At 70.7% G+C, this 15,060-nt stretch carries 16 protein-coding genes and 1 riboswitch; of the genes, 11 read left to right on the top strand and 5 right to left on the bottom strand.

Annotated features, from left to right (window positions below):
• Positions 1-52: 52 nt before the first annotated feature.
• The gene (locus ACTIMO_RS14205; protein ID WP_055769515.1) at positions 53-352 is read right to left on the bottom strand and encodes a hypothetical protein; all 300 of its coding nucleotides are present in this window, start codon (positions 350-352) and stop codon (positions 53-55) included.
• A gap of 172 nt (positions 353-524) precedes the next feature.
• On the opposite strand from ACTIMO_RS14205, the gene ACTIMO_RS14200 reads away from it, so the two are divergent.
• The 3 genes from ACTIMO_RS14200 to ACTIMO_RS14190 are packed head-to-tail and all read left to right on the top strand — an operon-like array spanning position 525 to position 2,904.
• Positions 525-908, top strand: a complete 384-nt coding sequence (locus ACTIMO_RS14200) for a cold-shock protein (protein WP_448182810.1) — start codon at positions 525-527, stop codon at positions 906-908.
• 9 nt (positions 909-917) lie between these two features.
• Positions 918-1,592 (top strand): DUF3027 domain-containing protein, encoded by a 675-nt coding sequence (locus ACTIMO_RS14195; RefSeq protein WP_448182809.1) that lies wholly within the window; start codon positions 918-920, stop codon positions 1,590-1,592.
• Between the two features lie 34 nt (positions 1,593-1,626).
• The gene (locus ACTIMO_RS14190) at positions 1,627-2,904 is read left to right on the top strand and encodes an MFS transporter (protein WP_422391241.1); all 1,278 of its coding nucleotides are present in this window, start codon (positions 1,627-1,629) and stop codon (positions 2,902-2,904) included.
• 112 nt (positions 2,905-3,016) lie between these two features.
• Here the strand turns inward: ACTIMO_RS14190 and serC are convergent, their stop codons facing one another.
• On the bottom strand, positions 3,017-4,141 hold the full coding sequence (gene serC, locus ACTIMO_RS14185) for a phosphoserine transaminase (protein ID WP_448182808.1): 1,125 nt from the start codon (positions 4,139-4,141) through the stop codon (positions 3,017-3,019).
• Positions 4,142-4,390: 249 nt separating this feature from the next.
• Here serC and ACTIMO_RS14180 point away from each other — a divergent pair, with 249 nt between their 5' ends.
• The 7 genes from ACTIMO_RS14180 (at position 4,391) to ACTIMO_RS14150 (ending at position 10,188) form a co-directional block, all read left to right on the top strand.
• Positions 4,391-5,089 carry a metal-dependent transcriptional regulator gene (locus tag ACTIMO_RS14180; protein ID WP_055769523.1) on the top strand — a complete coding sequence of 233 codons (699 nt, stop codon included), beginning with the start codon at positions 4,391-4,393 and terminating at the stop codon, positions 5,087-5,089.
• A gap of 233 nt (positions 5,090-5,322) precedes the next feature.
• A riboswitch (cyclic di-AMP (ydaO/yuaA leader) is annotated at positions 5,323-5,491 on the top strand.
• Between the two features lie 5 nt (positions 5,492-5,496).
• Positions 5,497-6,384: an NlpC/P60 family protein gene (locus tag ACTIMO_RS14175; RefSeq protein WP_448182807.1), complete on the top strand. Its 888-nt coding sequence runs from the start codon at positions 5,497-5,499 to the stop codon at positions 6,382-6,384.
• A gap of 23 nt (positions 6,385-6,407) precedes the next feature.
• Entirely contained in the window at positions 6,408-7,304 is an 897-nt protein-coding gene (locus ACTIMO_RS14170; RefSeq protein WP_448182806.1) for an NlpC/P60 family protein, read from the top strand.
• A gap of 227 nt (positions 7,305-7,531) precedes the next feature.
• Positions 7,532-8,029, top strand: a complete 498-nt coding sequence (locus ACTIMO_RS14165; protein ID WP_055769529.1) for an HNH endonuclease — start codon at positions 7,532-7,534, stop codon at positions 8,027-8,029.
• Positions 8,026-8,631: a molybdenum cofactor guanylyltransferase gene (gene mobA / locus ACTIMO_RS14160; RefSeq protein ID WP_448182805.1), complete on the top strand. Its 606-nt coding sequence runs from the start codon at positions 8,026-8,028 to the stop codon at positions 8,629-8,631. Before ACTIMO_RS14165 ends, mobA begins: the two co-directional genes overlap by 4 nt.
• 16 nt (positions 8,632-8,647) lie before the next feature.
• A complete protein-coding gene (locus ACTIMO_RS14155; protein ID WP_055769533.1) occupies positions 8,648-8,932 on the top strand; it encodes a DUF6457 domain-containing protein in 285 nt (94 codons plus the stop codon).
• Entirely contained in the window at positions 8,929-10,188 is a 1,260-nt protein-coding gene (locus ACTIMO_RS14150; protein ID WP_448182804.1) for a molybdopterin molybdotransferase MoeA, read from the top strand. The genes ACTIMO_RS14155 and ACTIMO_RS14150 overlap by 4 nt, the downstream gene beginning before the upstream one ends.
• Positions 10,189-10,263: 75 nt before the next feature.
• Here ACTIMO_RS14150 and ACTIMO_RS14145 read toward each other — a convergent pair whose 3' ends face one another.
• Entirely contained in the window at positions 10,264-12,588 is a 2,325-nt protein-coding gene (locus ACTIMO_RS14145) for an FdhF/YdeP family oxidoreductase (RefSeq protein WP_448182803.1), read from the bottom strand.
• An 88-nt stretch (positions 12,589-12,676) separates the two neighbouring features.
• On the opposite strand from ACTIMO_RS14145, the gene fdhD reads away from it, so the two are divergent.
• Entirely contained in the window at positions 12,677-13,504 is an 828-nt protein-coding gene (gene fdhD, locus ACTIMO_RS14140; protein ID WP_152816832.1) for a formate dehydrogenase accessory sulfurtransferase FdhD, read from the top strand.
• 102 nt (positions 13,505-13,606) lie between these two features.
• Here fdhD and ACTIMO_RS14135 read toward each other — a convergent pair whose 3' ends face one another.
• Both ACTIMO_RS14135 and ACTIMO_RS14130 read right to left on the bottom strand, forming a co-directional pair.
• Positions 13,607-14,371: an amino acid ABC transporter ATP-binding protein gene (locus ACTIMO_RS14135; RefSeq protein ID WP_448182802.1), complete on the bottom strand. Its 765-nt coding sequence runs from the start codon at positions 14,369-14,371 to the stop codon at positions 13,607-13,609.
• On the bottom strand, positions 14,358-15,017 hold the full coding sequence (locus ACTIMO_RS14130) for an amino acid ABC transporter permease (protein WP_448182801.1): 660 nt from the start codon (positions 15,015-15,017) through the stop codon (positions 14,358-14,360). Before ACTIMO_RS14130 ends, ACTIMO_RS14135 begins: the two co-directional genes overlap by 14 nt.
• Positions 15,018-15,060: the final 43 nt, after the last annotated feature.

Below are 15,060 nucleotides of genomic sequence, written 5' to 3'. Positions count from 1 at the left end.
CACGCCCGCTGCGTGCAGGACGCCGTGAGGGGGACCGGCGCCGGAGCCGGCGTCAGGACCGGCGCCGCGCCAGGGCGGACAGCACCACGAGGGTGGCCATGAGGAGGAACGCGATGGGAAGGCAGAAGTAGGACGCCAGGACGAAGCCGGGCCATACCGTCCCGCCGAGGAAGGCGGTGAGGAGGATCGCCGCGAGCGCGATGAGGCCGATCACGGCGCAGGCGACGGCGGCCACGGAGAGGACCAGTCGTCCACGACCCGCGGGTCCGCCGGGAACCTCGCCGTCGCGCTCGGCAGGGACGCCGACCGACCGCCGCGCGGGGGCGTCCTGGGCTGGTTCATCAGGGATCATAGCCGTCCAAGACTACAAGAACCACGGCCGGGGAGCTGCCGGAGAAGCTATATCCTAGGAGACACAGACTTCCCCGGCGGCGGCAGCCCGCCCCGGCACCAGGCGGTGCACGGACCCGGGACCACCACCGCAGGCGCTGGCCGCCCGGTTCAGCTAAGAAGAGGTAGACGACGTGCCCATCGGCAAAGTCAAGTGGTTCGACGTGGACAAGGGCTTCGGTTTCGTGGCCACGGATGACGGCAAGGAAGTATTCCTGCACGCCTCGGCCCTGCCCGCCGGCGTCAGCGAGGTGAAGGTCGGCACCAAGCTCGAGTTCGGCGTCGCCGACGGCCGCCGCGGACTGCAGGCGCTCTCCGCTCGGATCCTGGAGCAGGCCCCGTCCGTCGTGAAGGCGACCCGCAAGAGCGCGGATGACATGGCGGTCATCACCGAGGACCTCATCAAGCTGCTCGACGCCGTGTCCAACGGACTCCGCAAGGGGCGCTACCCGGAGAGGGCCCACGCGACGAAGGTGGCCGCGGTTCTCCGAGCGGTGGCCGACGACCTCGACGCGTAGGCTTCGACCATGACCACGACCAACCCGGACACCGCCGGCGACACCACGATGCCCGACGACGGCGACGCCGTCCTCCAGGTGCCCGTGGAGGCGCCGAAGAAGCCGCGTGCATCTCGTCGCATCCCGAAGTCCGACGCCGTGCTCGAGGCCGCGGTCGAGCGTGCCCGTGCGGCTGTGCTCGAGGTGGCCCCGGAGTCCCAGATCGGCCGGCACGTGTCCGCCGTGATCGAGGGCGAGCGCCTCGTCACCCACCGCTTCGAGGCGTTCATGCCGGGATACGGCGGGTGGCAGTGGTACGCGAGTGTGGCACGCGTGGCGAGGAGCAAGGACGTCACCGTGTGCGAGGTGGGCCTGCTGCCGTCCGCGGCGTCGCTCGTGGCGCCCGAGTGGCTGCCCTGGTCCGAGCGCGTGCGTCCGGAGGATTCCGCGACGGATGACGCCGGCCTGCCGGAGGGAGCAGCTCCCAACGCGGCGCCGCTGGAGGGCGTAGCCGGTACGGACGGGGCAGCGGAGGATTCCGCGGGCGGGGCCCCTGGTGCATCGGGTCCTGCGCCGTCGGCCCAGCGCGGGGACGACGACGTCGTCTCCGGGGTGGGACCCGCACCGACCGACACCGCAGCCGGAGAACCCTCGGCCACGGAGGACGGATCCGCCGCCTCCACGGGACAGCCCGACGACGAGTGACCGCCGTGGGTCGCCGGGGCGGGGAGGAAGGAGCATGAGCACCTTCCGCTCGCTCGGCATCCACAACTACAGGCTCTGGTTCATCGGCGCGCTGATCTCCAACATCGGTACCTGGATGCAGCGGACCGCCCAGGACTGGCTGGTCTACGACATCCTCACACCGCAGAACGCCTCGGCGCTCGGGATCGTGATGGCCCTCCAGCTGGGGCCGCAGCTCGTCATCGCGCCGTGGGCCGGACTGATCGCCGATACCGTCGACCGCAGGAAGCTCCTCGCCACCACGCAGATCGCCATGGCGCTGCTCGGCATCGGGCTCGGCCTCATGGTCCTCCTCGACGTCGCCGTCCTCTGGCACGTGTACGCGTTCGCGCTGGCGCTCGGCGTCGTCTCCGCCTTCGACGCCCCCGCACGGCAGGCGTTCGTCTCGGACCTGGTGCGTGACGACTACCTCCCGAACGCCGTCGCCCTCAACAGCGCATCCTTCAACGGCGCCCGCCTCATCGGCCCCGCCGTCGCCGGGCTGCTCACGGCGGGGGTCGGACCGGGCTGGGTCTTCATGATCAACGCCCTGACGTTCGGAGCGATGGTCTACGTCCTCCTGGTGATGCGCGCCTCCGAGCTCAACAGCCAGCCGCGGCAGGCGCCCGGCAAGGGCCGGATCCGCGAGGGCTTCCGTTATGTGCGGCGCCGCCCGGACCTGATGATCGTGATGCTGGCGATCTTCATCGTCGGCACCTTCGGGCTCAATTTCGCCGTGTTCATCGCAGCGATGGCGAGGACCGAATTCGGGCAGGACGCCGGTGTGTTCGGGGTCCTCTCGTCGGTGATGGCCGTCGGTTCGGTGGCCGGCGCCCTGCTCTCCGCCCGGCGGGAACGGCCGCGGCTCAGGTTCGTCTTCGGGGCCTCTGCGGCCTTCGGCCTGGCCTGCGTGCTGGCGGCCCTGGCCCCGAACCTCTGGCTCTTCGGGCTGGCACTGGTGCCGGTGGGACTGTTCGCGCTGACCCTGATGACCAGTGCCAACGCCTATGTCCAGACGACCACGGACCCCGGCATGCGGGGGCGCGTCATGGCCCTGTACTTCGCGATCTTCCTCGGTGGCACGCCGCTCGGGGCGCCCGTGGTCGGCTGGGTGTCCGACATGTTCGGGCCCCGCTGGAGCCTCGGCGTGGCCGCTGCATCCGGCCTGTTGGCCGCCGGGGTGGGCATCTTCTGGGCCTGGCGCTACCACGAGGTGCGGTTGCGGTACGACCGCTCGGCACCCCGGCGCCTGCGTCTCGACCACGAGGCGGGCGCTGCGGACTCCGGGGCGTAGGCGGAGAGTTCCCGCCAGTGTCCTGCATGCTTCGTCCGGCAGCTGCCGGAGGCGCGGCACCGGCGGTCCGGAGGAGGTGCTCCACGACGGCTGGAGAGGCGGTCCTGCCGGTCTAGAGGAGGTGCTCCACGACGTGGTCGATGCACGCGATCAGCGCGGAGACGTCGTCGGGCTCGATCGAGACGAAGGTGGCGATGCGCAGCTGGTTCCGGCCCAGCTTCCGGTAGGGCTCGACGTCGACGACGCCGTTGGCGCGGAGGATCGCTGCGATCCTCGACGCATCGACCGCGTCGTCGAAGTCCACGGTCACGATGACGTTCGAGCGGTCTTCGGCCCGGGCGACATAGGGCTCGGCGATCGGGGAGGCCTCTGCCCAGGCGTAGAGCCGGCCGGCTGAGTCCGCGGTGCGGGCCGCAGCGAAGGGCAGGCCGCCCTGGCCGTTCAGCCAGGCCACCTGGGCGTCGAGCGTCACGAGGGTCGAGAGGGACGGCGTGTTGTACGTCTGGTTCAGCCGCGAGTTGTCGATGGCCGTCTGCAGGTTCAGGAAGTCCGGGACCCAGCGGTCGCCCGCCGCGATGCGTGCGGCGCGCTCCAGGGCGGCGGGGGAGAAGAGCCCGAGCCAGAGTCCGCCGTCCGAGGCGAAGTTCTTCTGCGGGGCGAAGTAGTAGACGTCCGCCTGCGAGACGTCGACGTCGAGCCCCCCGGCCGCGGACGTTGCGTCGACGACCACGAGTGCGCTGTCGTCCGCTCCCGCCACCCGGCGGACGGGTGCGGCCACGCCCGTGGAGGTCTCGTTCTGCGGCCACGCGTAGGTGTCCACGCCGGCCTCGGCCACGGGATCGGGACGGCTGCCCGGCGCGGACGTGATGACACTCGATTCCTGCAGGAACGGTGCCCGGGTGGTGGCCGAGGCGAACTTCGACCCGAATTCCCCGAAGGAGAGGTGCTGGGCCCTCGCGTCGACCAGGCCGAACGTCGCCACGTCCCAGAACGCCGTCGAACCGCCGACGCCGAGGACCACTTCGTAGCCGTCCGGGGCGCCGAAGAAGGAGGACAGTCCTTCGCGCACACGCCCGACCAGGTCGCGCACCGGCGCCTGGCGGTGCGAGGTGCCGAGGAGCGTTGGTCCGGCGGCGACGAGCGCATCGATCTGGCCGCTCCGCACCTTCGACGGACCGGCACCGAAGCGGCCGTCGGCGGGCAGGAGGTGGTCGGGGATGCGGGGCGCTTCGCTCATGGGGTGCTCCAGCTGATCGGCGGGGGTATCGCCCTCATTCTGCCCCAGCAGCGGGTGGCCCTCCATTTGTGAACAGATGCCCGGGGCCCCTCCGCGCCCGCCGGGGACCCCCTCGGCGGGAATCACCGGAGCGGTCGCATGGGTTAACCTTGGGAGGCATGGGGCGGAACCGGCTGTGGCGGCCGCGGTGCCCCACCCGCGTGAGGCATTCCAGCCGCGCACCCGCACCGCACCAAGGAGCTGACCCGCATGACGGACCTCATCGACACCACCGAGATGTATCTGCGGACCATTCTCGAGCTCGAGGAGGAGAACATCGTGGCGCTCCGTGCGAGGATCGCCGAACGGCTGCGCCACTCCGGTCCGACCGTCTCCCAGACCATCGGGCGGATGGAGCGCGACGGCCTCGTGGTCGTCTCCGGTGACCGCCACCTCGAACTCACCGAACTCGGGCGGCATCGGGCCACCGGCGTGATGCGGAAGCACCGCCTGGCCGAGCGCCTGCTCAGCGACGTGATCGGCCTCGACTGGGCGTACGTCCATGACGAGGCCTGCCGCTGGGAGCATGTCATGAGCGAGCGTGTCGAGCGGCGGCTGTACGAACTGCTCGGCCAGCCCTCGGAGTCGCCGTACGGCAATCCGATCCCCGGTCTCGAGGCCATCGGCGGCATCCGGTCGGAGCTGTTCACGGACGGCGTCGTCACCCTGCTCTCGGCCATGGGTACCTACTCACCCGACAAGCGGGTGACGCTCGTCCGTCTCGCCGAGCCCATCCAGGTCGATCCCGAACTCCTCACCCAGCTGGACGAGGGCGGCTTGCGCCCCGGTGCGGACCTCGCGCTGGAGTCCGTGGGCGGGTACGTCTCCGTGCGTGTCCCGGGCGTCGAGGGAGCCCTCGAGCTGCCCCCCGAGGTCGCGTCGCACGTCTTCGTGTCCGTCGCCGCCTGACGGCTCCACCACCGGTCCCTGACGGCTCCACCGCGGGTCCCTGACGGTGCTTGGCCCCGGACCGTCACGGCGCCGGCACGGCGATTTCTTCGCGCCCGGGCGCGCCTCGGATGGTCGCCGTCACCAAGAACATACCGTTCCGTGACCGGAACGTGACATAGGGTGCTTTCTGTTGTAGCCTTCATCTCGTGCCAAATTCGCTCTAGATCCGGCACCCTCCTGCAAATCGCCTAGCTCTGCCATTGCCGGAGGTCCGTCCGCACCATCGCATGGCAGAGGCGGGGGAACCAATTTCGGGTTTCTGCACAGAAATCCTTGGGGTTAAGTCGCTTGCTCACGCAGCGGCCGGGTGACTCCCATCCGAATCCGACAGCTCACCTCGCAGGCGTTGGGAGAGGCAATCCACCGTGTCCACCAGCTCTTCGCTGGGCCGCCACCGCGCGCCCAAAACGGTCAGCCCGCTGACCACCCTGTCGACAGCAGTCGCATCCAACGCCGGTTCCGTCGGCCGCCAGGCAGCCGTCATCGTCGCCGCCTCGGGCCTGGTCCTCACGGCCGGCCTGCCGGCCCACGGCGTCACCACCGCGGACCGTGAGGTCCAGTCCTCCGCAGCCCTGACCATCAGCCGCGTCGTCTCCGCCGAGGTCACGGTCCCGGCCACGGCGAAGGTCACGTTCGAGCGGGTCGCCGTCGAGGTCACCCCCGCCCCCGAGTCCGTCGAGGAAGCCCCCGTCGTCGAGGAAGCCCCCGTCGTCGCGGCCCCCGCACCCGTCGCCGTCGTCGCGGCCCCCGCACCCGTCGCCGCCGTCGAGGCACCAGCACCGGTCGTTCCCGCTGTGGAGGTTCCGGTCGCAGCAGCACCCGTGGCCGCCGTCGCCGCGCCGGTTGCCGCGCCCAGCGCCCCGGTCGCCGCAGCGCCTGCAGCCGCCGCACCTGCTCCTGCCGCTCCGGCGCCCGCAGCCCCCGTGGAGCAGTCCGCTCCGTCATCCGGTGTCGCCGCCGGACTCGTGGCCTCCGCCTACGGCCAGATCGGCGTCGCGCAGGACTGCACCGCCATGGTCGAGACCGCCCTGCGCTCCGTCGGCAAGTCCGTCGGAGACCTGGCCCCGGGCCAGTTCTTCCAGTTCGGTGACGTCGTCGGCACGCCCGCCGCGGGCGATCTCGTCATCACCGGCGGCCATGTCGCGATCTACGTCGGCAACGGCCAGGTCATCAGCGGTGGCCTCAACGGCATGAACACCGACATCCACAACCTGTCAGACCTTCCCGGCGCAAGCTTCGTCCGCGTCCGCTGATCACCACACACGGAGAATCCCTTATGACTTCACGCACCACGATCGCCCGCCACCGCTCAGAAGCGCAGACCACTGCCGGCTTCTCCGCCCTCGCCGCAGCAGTCACCACCAACGCCGGCGGCATCGGCCGCCAGGCCGCCGTCATCGTCGCGGCCTCCGGCCTCGTCCTCACCAGCGGTGTCGCGGCCAACGCCGCCGACCTGCAGCCGCAGCGTGAGGTAGCCACCTCCAACGTCTCGGTCTCGTCGGTTCGCGCGGCCGTCGTCGCCTCGAACTCGTCCGTCGTGTCCTTCAACATGACGCCGGTCAAGGTCAAGGCCAAGCCTGTCGTCAAGACCCCGAAGGCCCCCGTCGTCGTGGCTCCCGTCGTCGAGGAGGTCGCCGTCCCCGTCGTCGAGACCGCTCCCGTCGTCGAGGCAGCACCGGTCGCCGCGGCAGCTCCCGCCGCCCCCGCCGTCGCCGCCCCGGCGGCCGTTGCGCAGGCTCCCCAGGCTGCGGCCGTCGCCGCTCCCGCCGTCGCCCCGGCTCCCGTCGCGGCACCGGCACCGGCGCCCGTCACCGCCCCCGCTCCGGCACCCGCGGTGTCCTCCGGTGTCGCCGCGACCATCGCGGAAGCTGCGAAGGGCCAGCTCGGCGTCATGCAGGACTGCACCCGCCTGGCGAGCAATGCCCTCGCCGCCGCCGGCATCAACTTCCACGGCTGGCCGGCCGGGTACCTGTCCCTCGGCCGCACGGTCAGTGCCGGCGAGGCCATCCCGGGTGACCTCATCTACTACGCCGACGGCGGCATGGGCATGGCCCACATCGCCGTGTACATCGGTGGCGGTCAGGCCGTCCACGGCGGATTCAACGGCAACACCACGGTGATCGCGCCCGCCGAGCTCGGCTCGGGCGGCGTGTACATCCGCGTCGGCGGCTGATCGCCCACCGAGCAGGACGGAAGGACCGGCGCATAGCGCCGGTCCTTCCGTGCATCCGGCACAGGAGTGCCGGAACCACCAGCTCGCGACACGTCACGTCCCGATCGGCGCCGATTAGCCCCCGTCCTGCGCCCGGCTTACCCTTGCAGTGTCAATCCGAAGCTCTTCTCCCGTACCACGGGATGGCACCCGGTTGCGGGGAACAGGTCAGCAAAGAGGAACGTGCCATGCGCACTCTTGTTCTGAATGCAGGGTATGAACCACTGGCGGTGGTCACCTTCCGCCGGGCGCTGGTGCTCGTGCTCACGGGGAAGGCCAGCGTGGTGGCCGAGGACGACGAGCCGATCGTGGGCCCCACGGAGATCCTCGGACGGCCCTCCGTGATCCTCCTGAACCGATACGTGAAGGTCCCGTACCGGTACGACGTCTCGGCCACGCGGCGAGGGGTCCTCCGTCGCGACAACCATCTCTGCGCCTACTGCGCGCGGCCGGCATCGACGATAGACCACGTGATGCCGCGCTCGCGCGGGGGCCAGGACACGTGGGAGAACCTCGTGGCCTGCTGCCTCACCTGCAACAACGCCAAGGGTGACAAGACCCTCTCCAGCCTGGGCTGGAGCCTGCGGATCGTCCCCCTCCCGCCGCGGGGGCCGCAGTGGCAGATCCGCGAGCTGGAGAAGCCGGCCCCGCAGTGGAACGAGTTCCTGTCCCAGCGGGCCGCATGACGCCCGCTCCCGTGCGGTTCGACGCGATCGTCCTCGCCGGCGGCAGGTCCTCCCGCCTGGGCGGCGTGGCGAAGGCCGGACTGCTCCTGGGCGGCCGGACCCTGCTCGAGCACACCTGCTCGGCGCTGGTCGACGCGGACCGCCTGGTCGTCGTCGGCCCGGACAGGGAGCCCGGTACCCTGGCCGGTGCGCCGACCATCGTCCGGGAGGATCCGCCCTTCGCGGGGCCGGCCGCGGGCCTCGTGGCCGGTTTCACCTCGTGGCGGGCACCGCGAGCGCCCTGGTGCGTCGTCGTCGCGTGTGACATGCCGAGGGTCGCGGACCTCCTCACGATCCTGCTGGCCGAGGCACGGGCAGAAGACGGGCAAGCTTCCCTCGTCGCGCTCGACGGCGGCCGCGACCAGCCGCTCGCCGCCGTCTACCGGAGCGCGGACCTTGCGGCAGCGATCGACGGCGTGCTGGCGCACGGAACTGCGCAGGATCTCTCGATGCGCAGCCTCCTTGCTAGTGTGAGGACCAGACCGGTCCCGGTTCCGCCGGGCACGACGCACGACGTCGACACCTGGAGTGATGCACGAGCGCTGGGCGTCGATGTCCCCTGAACCGCCCGGAGGGCTGATGGACGATCGCCAGAGACTGCTGCAGGAATGGACGGAGACGCTGCTCGCCGCGTTCGAGATCGAGGGGACGCACGTCGACATCGACGCCGTCCTGGAGCTCGCCGGCAAGGCGGCCCACGGCGTGGTCCGTCCCGCAGCTCCGTTGACGACCTTCGTGGTGGGGTACGCAGCAGGCCTGGCCGTGGGGAGCGGGCAGGCCGAGGAGCAGCTGGCCATCAGCTCCGCGATGGCGGTGGCCGACTCGCTCTGCACGGATGCGGCTGCGGACGGCGGGACCGCATGAGCGAGGCCGCCGGAGCACACGACGTCGACTGGACGGAGGCACGTCACCTGGCGCACGGTGCCGGGATGCCGCTGCCGTTCCAGACGGTCCCCCTCGCGGACGCCCTCGGGCAGACGCTGGCCGAACCCGTCCATGCGCTCCAGGCCATCCCGCACTACGCGTCCTCCGCCATGGACGGCTGGGCCGTGAACGGCGACGCCCCCTGGACGCTGGTCAGCCACGCGGTTCCCGAGGAGCACCCCCGCGGCAGGCCCGCACCGCACGCGGATTCCGGGGAGGTGTCCCTGGCGCCGGGCGAGGCGACCTTCATCCTGACGGGGGGTGTGGTGCCGCAGAACGCGCGGGGTATCCTCCGCACGGAGCACGGATCCATCCGCGGTGACGTCCTGGACCGCAACGAGGCCGCGCGTGCCGACGAGCCCTCGCAGTACGAGCACGTCCGGCCGGCGGGGGAGGAGGCCGAGGCGGGCTCCGAGGCCATCCCCGCGGGGGTGGTCCTCAACCCGGCGCAGATCGCCCTCGCCGCGGTGTGCGGGCATGACACGCTCGCGGTGCTCCGGGCGCCGCGGGTGTCCCTGCTCATGACGGGCGATGAGGTCATCGAGCACGGCCTGCCGCACGCCGGACAGGTACGCGACACCTTCGGGCCCCAGCTGCCCGGCTTCGTCGCGATGCTGGGCGGCCATGTCGACGTGGCGGGCCGCGCGAAGGACGACCTCGACGACGTCATCGCCGCCATCAGCGCCGAGGCGACCGACGAGTTCTCCCTCGCACGTGCTTCCGGGGACGTACTCATCACCACCGGTGGGACCGGGAGCTCCTCCGCGGACCACATCCGCCGTGCCCTCACCGAGCTGGGCGCCGAGCTGATCATCGACGGCATCGCGATGCGTCCAGGCCACCCGACGCTCCTCGCACGCCTGCCGGACGGCCGTTTCCTCGTGGGGCTGCCGGGCAATCCGCTCGCCGCGATGATGGCCATGCTCACCGTGGCCGGACCGTTGCTCGCAGGCCTGCGGGGCTCGCCCCTGGAAGAGCCGGTCACGGTGACCAGTGCCGACGCCTTCGGACCCCTGCGGGGCAGGAGCCGCCTCGTGCCGTACCGGCTCGAGGGCGGCCGCGCGGTGCCGAGCACACACCAGCGCTCGGGCATGCTGCGCGGACTCGCCGCGGCCGACGGCGTCCTCGTGGTGCCTGCGGAGGGTTGCTCGGCGGGCGACGCCGTCCCCGCCCTGTCCCTGCCCTGGCTGGCCTGAGGCCGGACCGGGGCCGCGGCGGTCAGGCCGGGACGAGGTCGGACCGGGGCCGCCCGCCCCGGTCCGACCCGCCCGTCAGGCGGGCTTCTCGACCCGGATGATCACGGATTTGGACGTCGGCGTCCCGCTGATATCCGCGGTCGAGTCCAGCGGGACGAGGACGTTCGTCTCCGGATAGTACGCCGCCGCGCACCCCTTCGGCGTCGAGTAGGCCACCACGCGGAAGTCCTCCGCACGCCTTTCCACGCCGTCCGACCACTCGGAGACGAGGTGCACCATGTCGCCGTCGTCGAGCCCGGCCTCCGCGATGTCCTGTGGGCTCAGGAACACGACGCGGCGCCCGTTGTGGATGCCGCGGTAGCGGTCGTCCTTGCCGTAGATCGTGGTGTTGTACTGGTCGTGCGAGCGCAGCGTCTGCAGGATGAGCCTGCCCGCGGGTACCTTCGGGTACTCCAGCAGGTTCGCGGTGAAGTTGGCCTTGCCCGTGGCGGTGGTGAAGGTGCGGCTGTCGCGGGGACCGTTCGGCAGCACGAAGCCACCGGGCTTGTCGATGCGGTCCTCGAAGTCGTCGAAGCCGGGCACCACGGCGCTGATGTGCTGCCGGATGACGCGGTAGTCGGCCTGCGCGGCCTGCCAGTCCAGCTGCGGGGCGTTGTCGCGGAACGGGCTGTCCTCGCGGGCGAACAGGCGGTCGCCCAACTCGCAGACGATGGCGATCTCCGACCGCATCTCGGAACTCGAGGGCTTCAGGCGGCCCGTCGACGCATGGACCGCACTCATGGAGTCCTCGACGGTGACCCGCTGGTCGCCACCCGACTGGGTGTCCCGGTCCGTGCGGCCGAGAGCCGGGAGGATGAGGGCCCGGGTGCCGGTCACGAGGTGCGAGCGGTTCAGCTTGGTGGAGACCTGCACGGTGAGCCGTGTGTTCCGCAGCGCCTGTTCCGTGACGTTGGTGTCCGGGGTCGCCCGGACGAAGTTGCCGCCCATGCCCATGAAGACCCGTGCCTTGCCGTCGCGCATCGCCCGGATCGCGGCCACGGTGTCGAACCCGTGCCGGCGCGGGGAGGCGAAGTGGAAGCGCTTGTCGAGGGCGTCGTGGAACGCCTCGGGCATGCGCTCGAAGATCCCCATGGTGCGGTCGCCCTGTACGTTGGAGTGGCCGCGGACCGGGCAGACCCCGGCTCCGGGCTTGCCGACGTTGCCCTGCAGCAGCAGCACGTTGACGACGTCGCGCAGCGTGGACACCGAGTGCTTGTGCTGTGTCAGGCCCATGGCCCAGCAGACGATGGTGCCGGGTGAGGCGATCATGCGGTCGCCGACCTTCGTGATCTCGGCCCTGGAGATGCCGCTCGCCGTCGTGATCTCCTCCCAGCTGGTCTCCCGGAGGCTTGTCAGGTAGTCCTCCAGCCCCAGCGTGTGCTCGGCGATGAAGGCATGGTCGAACACCGTGCCGGTCGCCTCCTCGCGCTCGAGGAGGTGCTTGCCGAGGCCACGGAACAGCGCCTGGTCGCCGCCGATGCGGATCTGCAGGAAGTCGTCCGCCAGGGCCGTGCCGCCGCCGAAGCGCGTGCCGAGCAGCCCCATGGGGTTCTGGGGGTTCTCGAAGCGCATCAGGCCGGCTTCGGGGAGGGGATTGATCGCGACGATCGCCCCGCCGTTCTTCTTGGCCTTCTCCAGCGACGTGAGCATGCGGGGGTGGTTGGTGCCGGGATTCTGCCCGGCGATGATGATCAGCGGCGCCGTGTCGAGGTCCAGCAGGGACACCGTGCCCTTGCCGACGCCGAGCGTCTCGTTGAGCGCGGAGCCCGAGGATTCGTGGCACATGTTCGAGCAGTCGGGCAGGTTGTTGGTGCCGATGCCGCGGACCAGCAACTGGTACACGAAGGCTGCCTCGTTCGAGGTACGTCCGGAGGTGTAGAAGACGGCCTCGTCCGGGCTGTCGAGCGCCGCGAGCTCGTCGACGATGACCTGGTTCGCCTCGTCCCAGGACACGGCGCGGTAGTGGGTGCCGCCGTCGTCGAGCAGCATGGGGTGCGTGAGGCGCCCCTGCTGGCCGAGCCAGTAGTCGTCCCGCGTCATGAGGTCCTCGACGGAGTGCTCGGCGAAGAACGTCGGCGGGACGGTGCGCCGCGTCGCCTCCTCGGCGACGGCCTTGGCCCCGTTCTCGCAGAACTCGGCGGTGTGCCGCTTGTCGCCCTCCGGCCAGGCGCAGCCCATGCAGTCGAAGCCCTTGACCTGGTTCACCGCGAGAAGGGTCTGCGCGCTGCGCACCGGCCCCATCTGGTCCATCGAGATCTTGAGGGAGTTGATGACGGCGGGCAGTCCCACCGCCCGCGTCTTCCGAGCTCCCACGGTCAGCTGGGACTCGTCGATATTGTCCTTCGGGGCCTTTGTTGCCACGTGTGCACATCCTCGTGTCGTCGTCGACACACCATGTGGTGTCTGGGGTCAACTAACCTCATCATAGGGCCGAGGTAAGGAGAGCCGAATGAACCGGGTCACACAGCGCCGCCGCATCACGAAGTTCCGCATCGGGGCACCGACCGGTCGCCGCGAGGATGTCCTCGCCGGGGAGGAACCCCTGGAGATCAGACTCGGGGGCAGCGCCTTCACCGTCACCATGCGGACCCCGGGGGACGACTTCGACCTCGTGGCCGGCTTCCTGGTCTCCGAGGGCGTGGTCTGGGAGCCGGGCCAGCTGCCCAGCCTGCGGTACTGCGCGGGCGTGGACGACGACGGCCGACAGACCTTCAACGTGGTCGAGGCGCAGCTGCGTCCCGGCGTGGAGCTCCCGGACACGGCGATGGAACGCCATGTCTACACCTCCAGCTCCTGCGGCATCTGCGGGACGGCGTCGATCGACGCCGTCCGGAAGTCCTCGCGGTTCGACCTGCACGAGGACACCGCGCCCGTAGACCTCGGGATCCTCGCGTCGCTGCCCGACCGCCTGCGGGAGAACCAGAAGCTGTTCGACCGTACAGGAGGCGTGCACGCCGCCGGACTCTTCACCGCCGAGGGCGAGCTCCTGTGCCTGCGCGAGGACGTGGGACGCCACAACGCCGTCGACAAGGTGGTGGGCTGGGCGCTCCGCGAAGGCATGCTGCCGCTGCGGGGCACCGTCCTGCAGGTCTCGGGCCGGGCGTCCTTCGAACTCGTCCAGAAGGCGCAGCTCGCGGGCATCCCGGTGCTCGCGGCCGTCAGTGCGCCGTCGTCCCTCGCCGCGGACCTGGCCGACGACGCCGGACTGACGCTCGTGGGCTTCAGCCGCGGGACGTCGCTGAACTGCTACTCACACCCGGACCGCATCGCGGCCTGACCGGGCCGCCCGCCGCCCGACGGGCCTGTGTCGGCCCGACGGGTGCAGGGCATCGTGCAGGGATCCGGCCGGCCCCGCCGCGGGGAGGCCGGCCTCGGCCCCCTAGAACGGGTTCAGCAGGCGCTGCACGAAGCGCCGCGTCCGTTCCTCACGCGGGGTGCGGAGCACCTGGTCGGGATGGCCGTGCTCGACGACGACGCCGCCGTCCATGAACACCACCTCGTCCGCGACCTCGCGGGCGAAGGCCAGCTCGTGCGTCACGATCACCATGGTCCACTTCTCCTCCGCGAGCTCCTTGATGACCGTCAGCACCTCACCCACCAGCTCCGGGTCCAGGGCGGACGTCGGCTCGTCGAAGAGCAGCAGGTCCGGCTGCAGGGCGAGGGCGCGGACGATCCCGACGCGCTGCTGCTGTCCGCCGGACAGGTTGAAGGGATGGTCGTTCCGCTTGTCGGCGAGGCCCACGCGGTCCAGGAGCCGTTCGGCGTCCGCGACGGCGTCCTTGCGGGTACGCTTCTGCACCCGGACCGGACCCTCGATGATGTTCTCGAGCACCGTCATGTGCGGGAAGAGGTTGTAGGTCTGGAAGACCATGGCACTGCGATCGCGGAGCGAGAGGGCCTCCTTCCGTGACATCTTCGCGCCGAAGTCCACCGACGGCCCGTCGCGGAAGGCGACCGTGCCGCCGTCGGGCGTCTCGAGTCCGTTGAGGCACCGCAGCACGGTGGTCTTGCCGGACCCGGACGGTCCCACGAGCGCTGTCACCTGCCCGTCCGCCAGGCTGAGGTCGATGGACCTCAGCACCTGGTTGCCGCCGAAGGACTTCTGCAGGCCGGTGACCGTCAGCAGGGCATCAGTGGGCGACATAGCGGTCCAATCTCTTCTCGAGGGCGGACTGGCCGCTGGACAGGACGAGGCAGAACACCCAGTAGATCGCTGCGGCCTCCATGTAGAGCAGGAGGAACTCCTGCGAGAAGGATGCGATCTGCTGGGCTTCGCGGAACAGCTCCGTCACGAGGATCAGCGAGGCCAGGGAGGTGTCCTTGACGAGGCTGATGAACGTGTTGGACAGCGGCGGCACGGAGACCCGCGCGGCCTGCGGCAGGATGATCCGCCGCAGGGTCAGGCTCCGGGACATCCCGATGGTGTGTCCGGCCTCCCACTGGCCCTTCGGCACCGAGAGGATCGCGGCACGCACGATCTCCGCCGCATAGCCTGCGACGTTCAGCGAGAAGGCGATGATGGCACTAGGCCAGGGGTTGATCGTCAGGCCGATGGACGGCAGGCCGTAGAAGATCACGAACAGCTGAACCAGCAGCGGCGTGCCACGGATGACCGAGACGTAGAAACGGGCGATCGCCGAGAGGACGGGTTGCCCGCTGATCCGCATGAGGGCGACGACGAGGGCCAGCGCCAGCCCGAGCGCGAACGAGGCGAGGGACAGCGGGATCGTGCCTGTCAGTCCGCCGGAGAGCATGGGCCAGAAGGACGTGCGCAGCAGCTCCCAGTCCATCAGTCAGCCCCTCCGCGTCGCGCTGACGATCGCCGCCACGGGC

It is taken from the genome of Arthrobacter sp. CP30, from assembly GCF_053470025.1.
Note: the sequence above shows the minus strand (reverse complement) of the source record. Positions and strands in the feature narration are given on the sequence as shown.

Excerpts from the sequence above, each read along its gene's own strand:
- fdhD (WP_152816832.1), top strand. The coding sequence starts at position 12,677 with ATGAACCGGGTCACACAGCGCCGCCGCATCACGAAGTTCCGCATCGGG.
- serC (WP_448182808.1), bottom strand. The coding sequence starts at position 4,141 with ATGAGCGAAGCGCCCCGCATCCCCGACCACCTCCTGCCCGCCGACGGC.
- ACTIMO_RS14205 (WP_055769515.1), bottom strand. The coding sequence starts at position 352 with ATGATCCCTGATGAACCAGCCCAGGACGCCCCCGCGCGGCGGTCGGTC.
- ACTIMO_RS14150 (WP_448182804.1), top strand. The coding sequence starts at position 8,929 with ATGAGCGAGGCCGCCGGAGCACACGACGTCGACTGGACGGAGGCACGT.
- ACTIMO_RS14155 (WP_055769533.1), top strand. The coding sequence starts at position 8,648 with ATGGACGATCGCCAGAGACTGCTGCAGGAATGGACGGAGACGCTGCTC.
- ACTIMO_RS14180 (WP_055769523.1), top strand. The coding sequence starts at position 4,391 with ATGACGGACCTCATCGACACCACCGAGATGTATCTGCGGACCATTCTC.
- ACTIMO_RS14190 (WP_422391241.1), top strand. The coding sequence starts at position 1,627 with ATGAGCACCTTCCGCTCGCTCGGCATCCACAACTACAGGCTCTGGTTC.
- ACTIMO_RS14130 (WP_448182801.1), bottom strand. The coding sequence starts at position 15,017 with ATGGACTGGGAGCTGCTGCGCACGTCCTTCTGGCCCATGCTCTCCGGC.
- ACTIMO_RS14195 (WP_448182809.1), top strand. The coding sequence starts at position 918 with ATGACCACGACCAACCCGGACACCGCCGGCGACACCACGATGCCCGAC.
- ACTIMO_RS14165 (WP_055769529.1), top strand. The coding sequence starts at position 7,532 with ATGCGCACTCTTGTTCTGAATGCAGGGTATGAACCACTGGCGGTGGTC.
- ACTIMO_RS14135 (WP_448182802.1), bottom strand. The coding sequence starts at position 14,371 with ATGTCGCCCACTGATGCCCTGCTGACGGTCACCGGCCTGCAGAAGTCC.
- mobA (WP_448182805.1), top strand. The coding sequence starts at position 8,026 with ATGACGCCCGCTCCCGTGCGGTTCGACGCGATCGTCCTCGCCGGCGGC.
- ACTIMO_RS14170 (WP_448182806.1), top strand. The coding sequence starts at position 6,408 with ATGACTTCACGCACCACGATCGCCCGCCACCGCTCAGAAGCGCAGACC.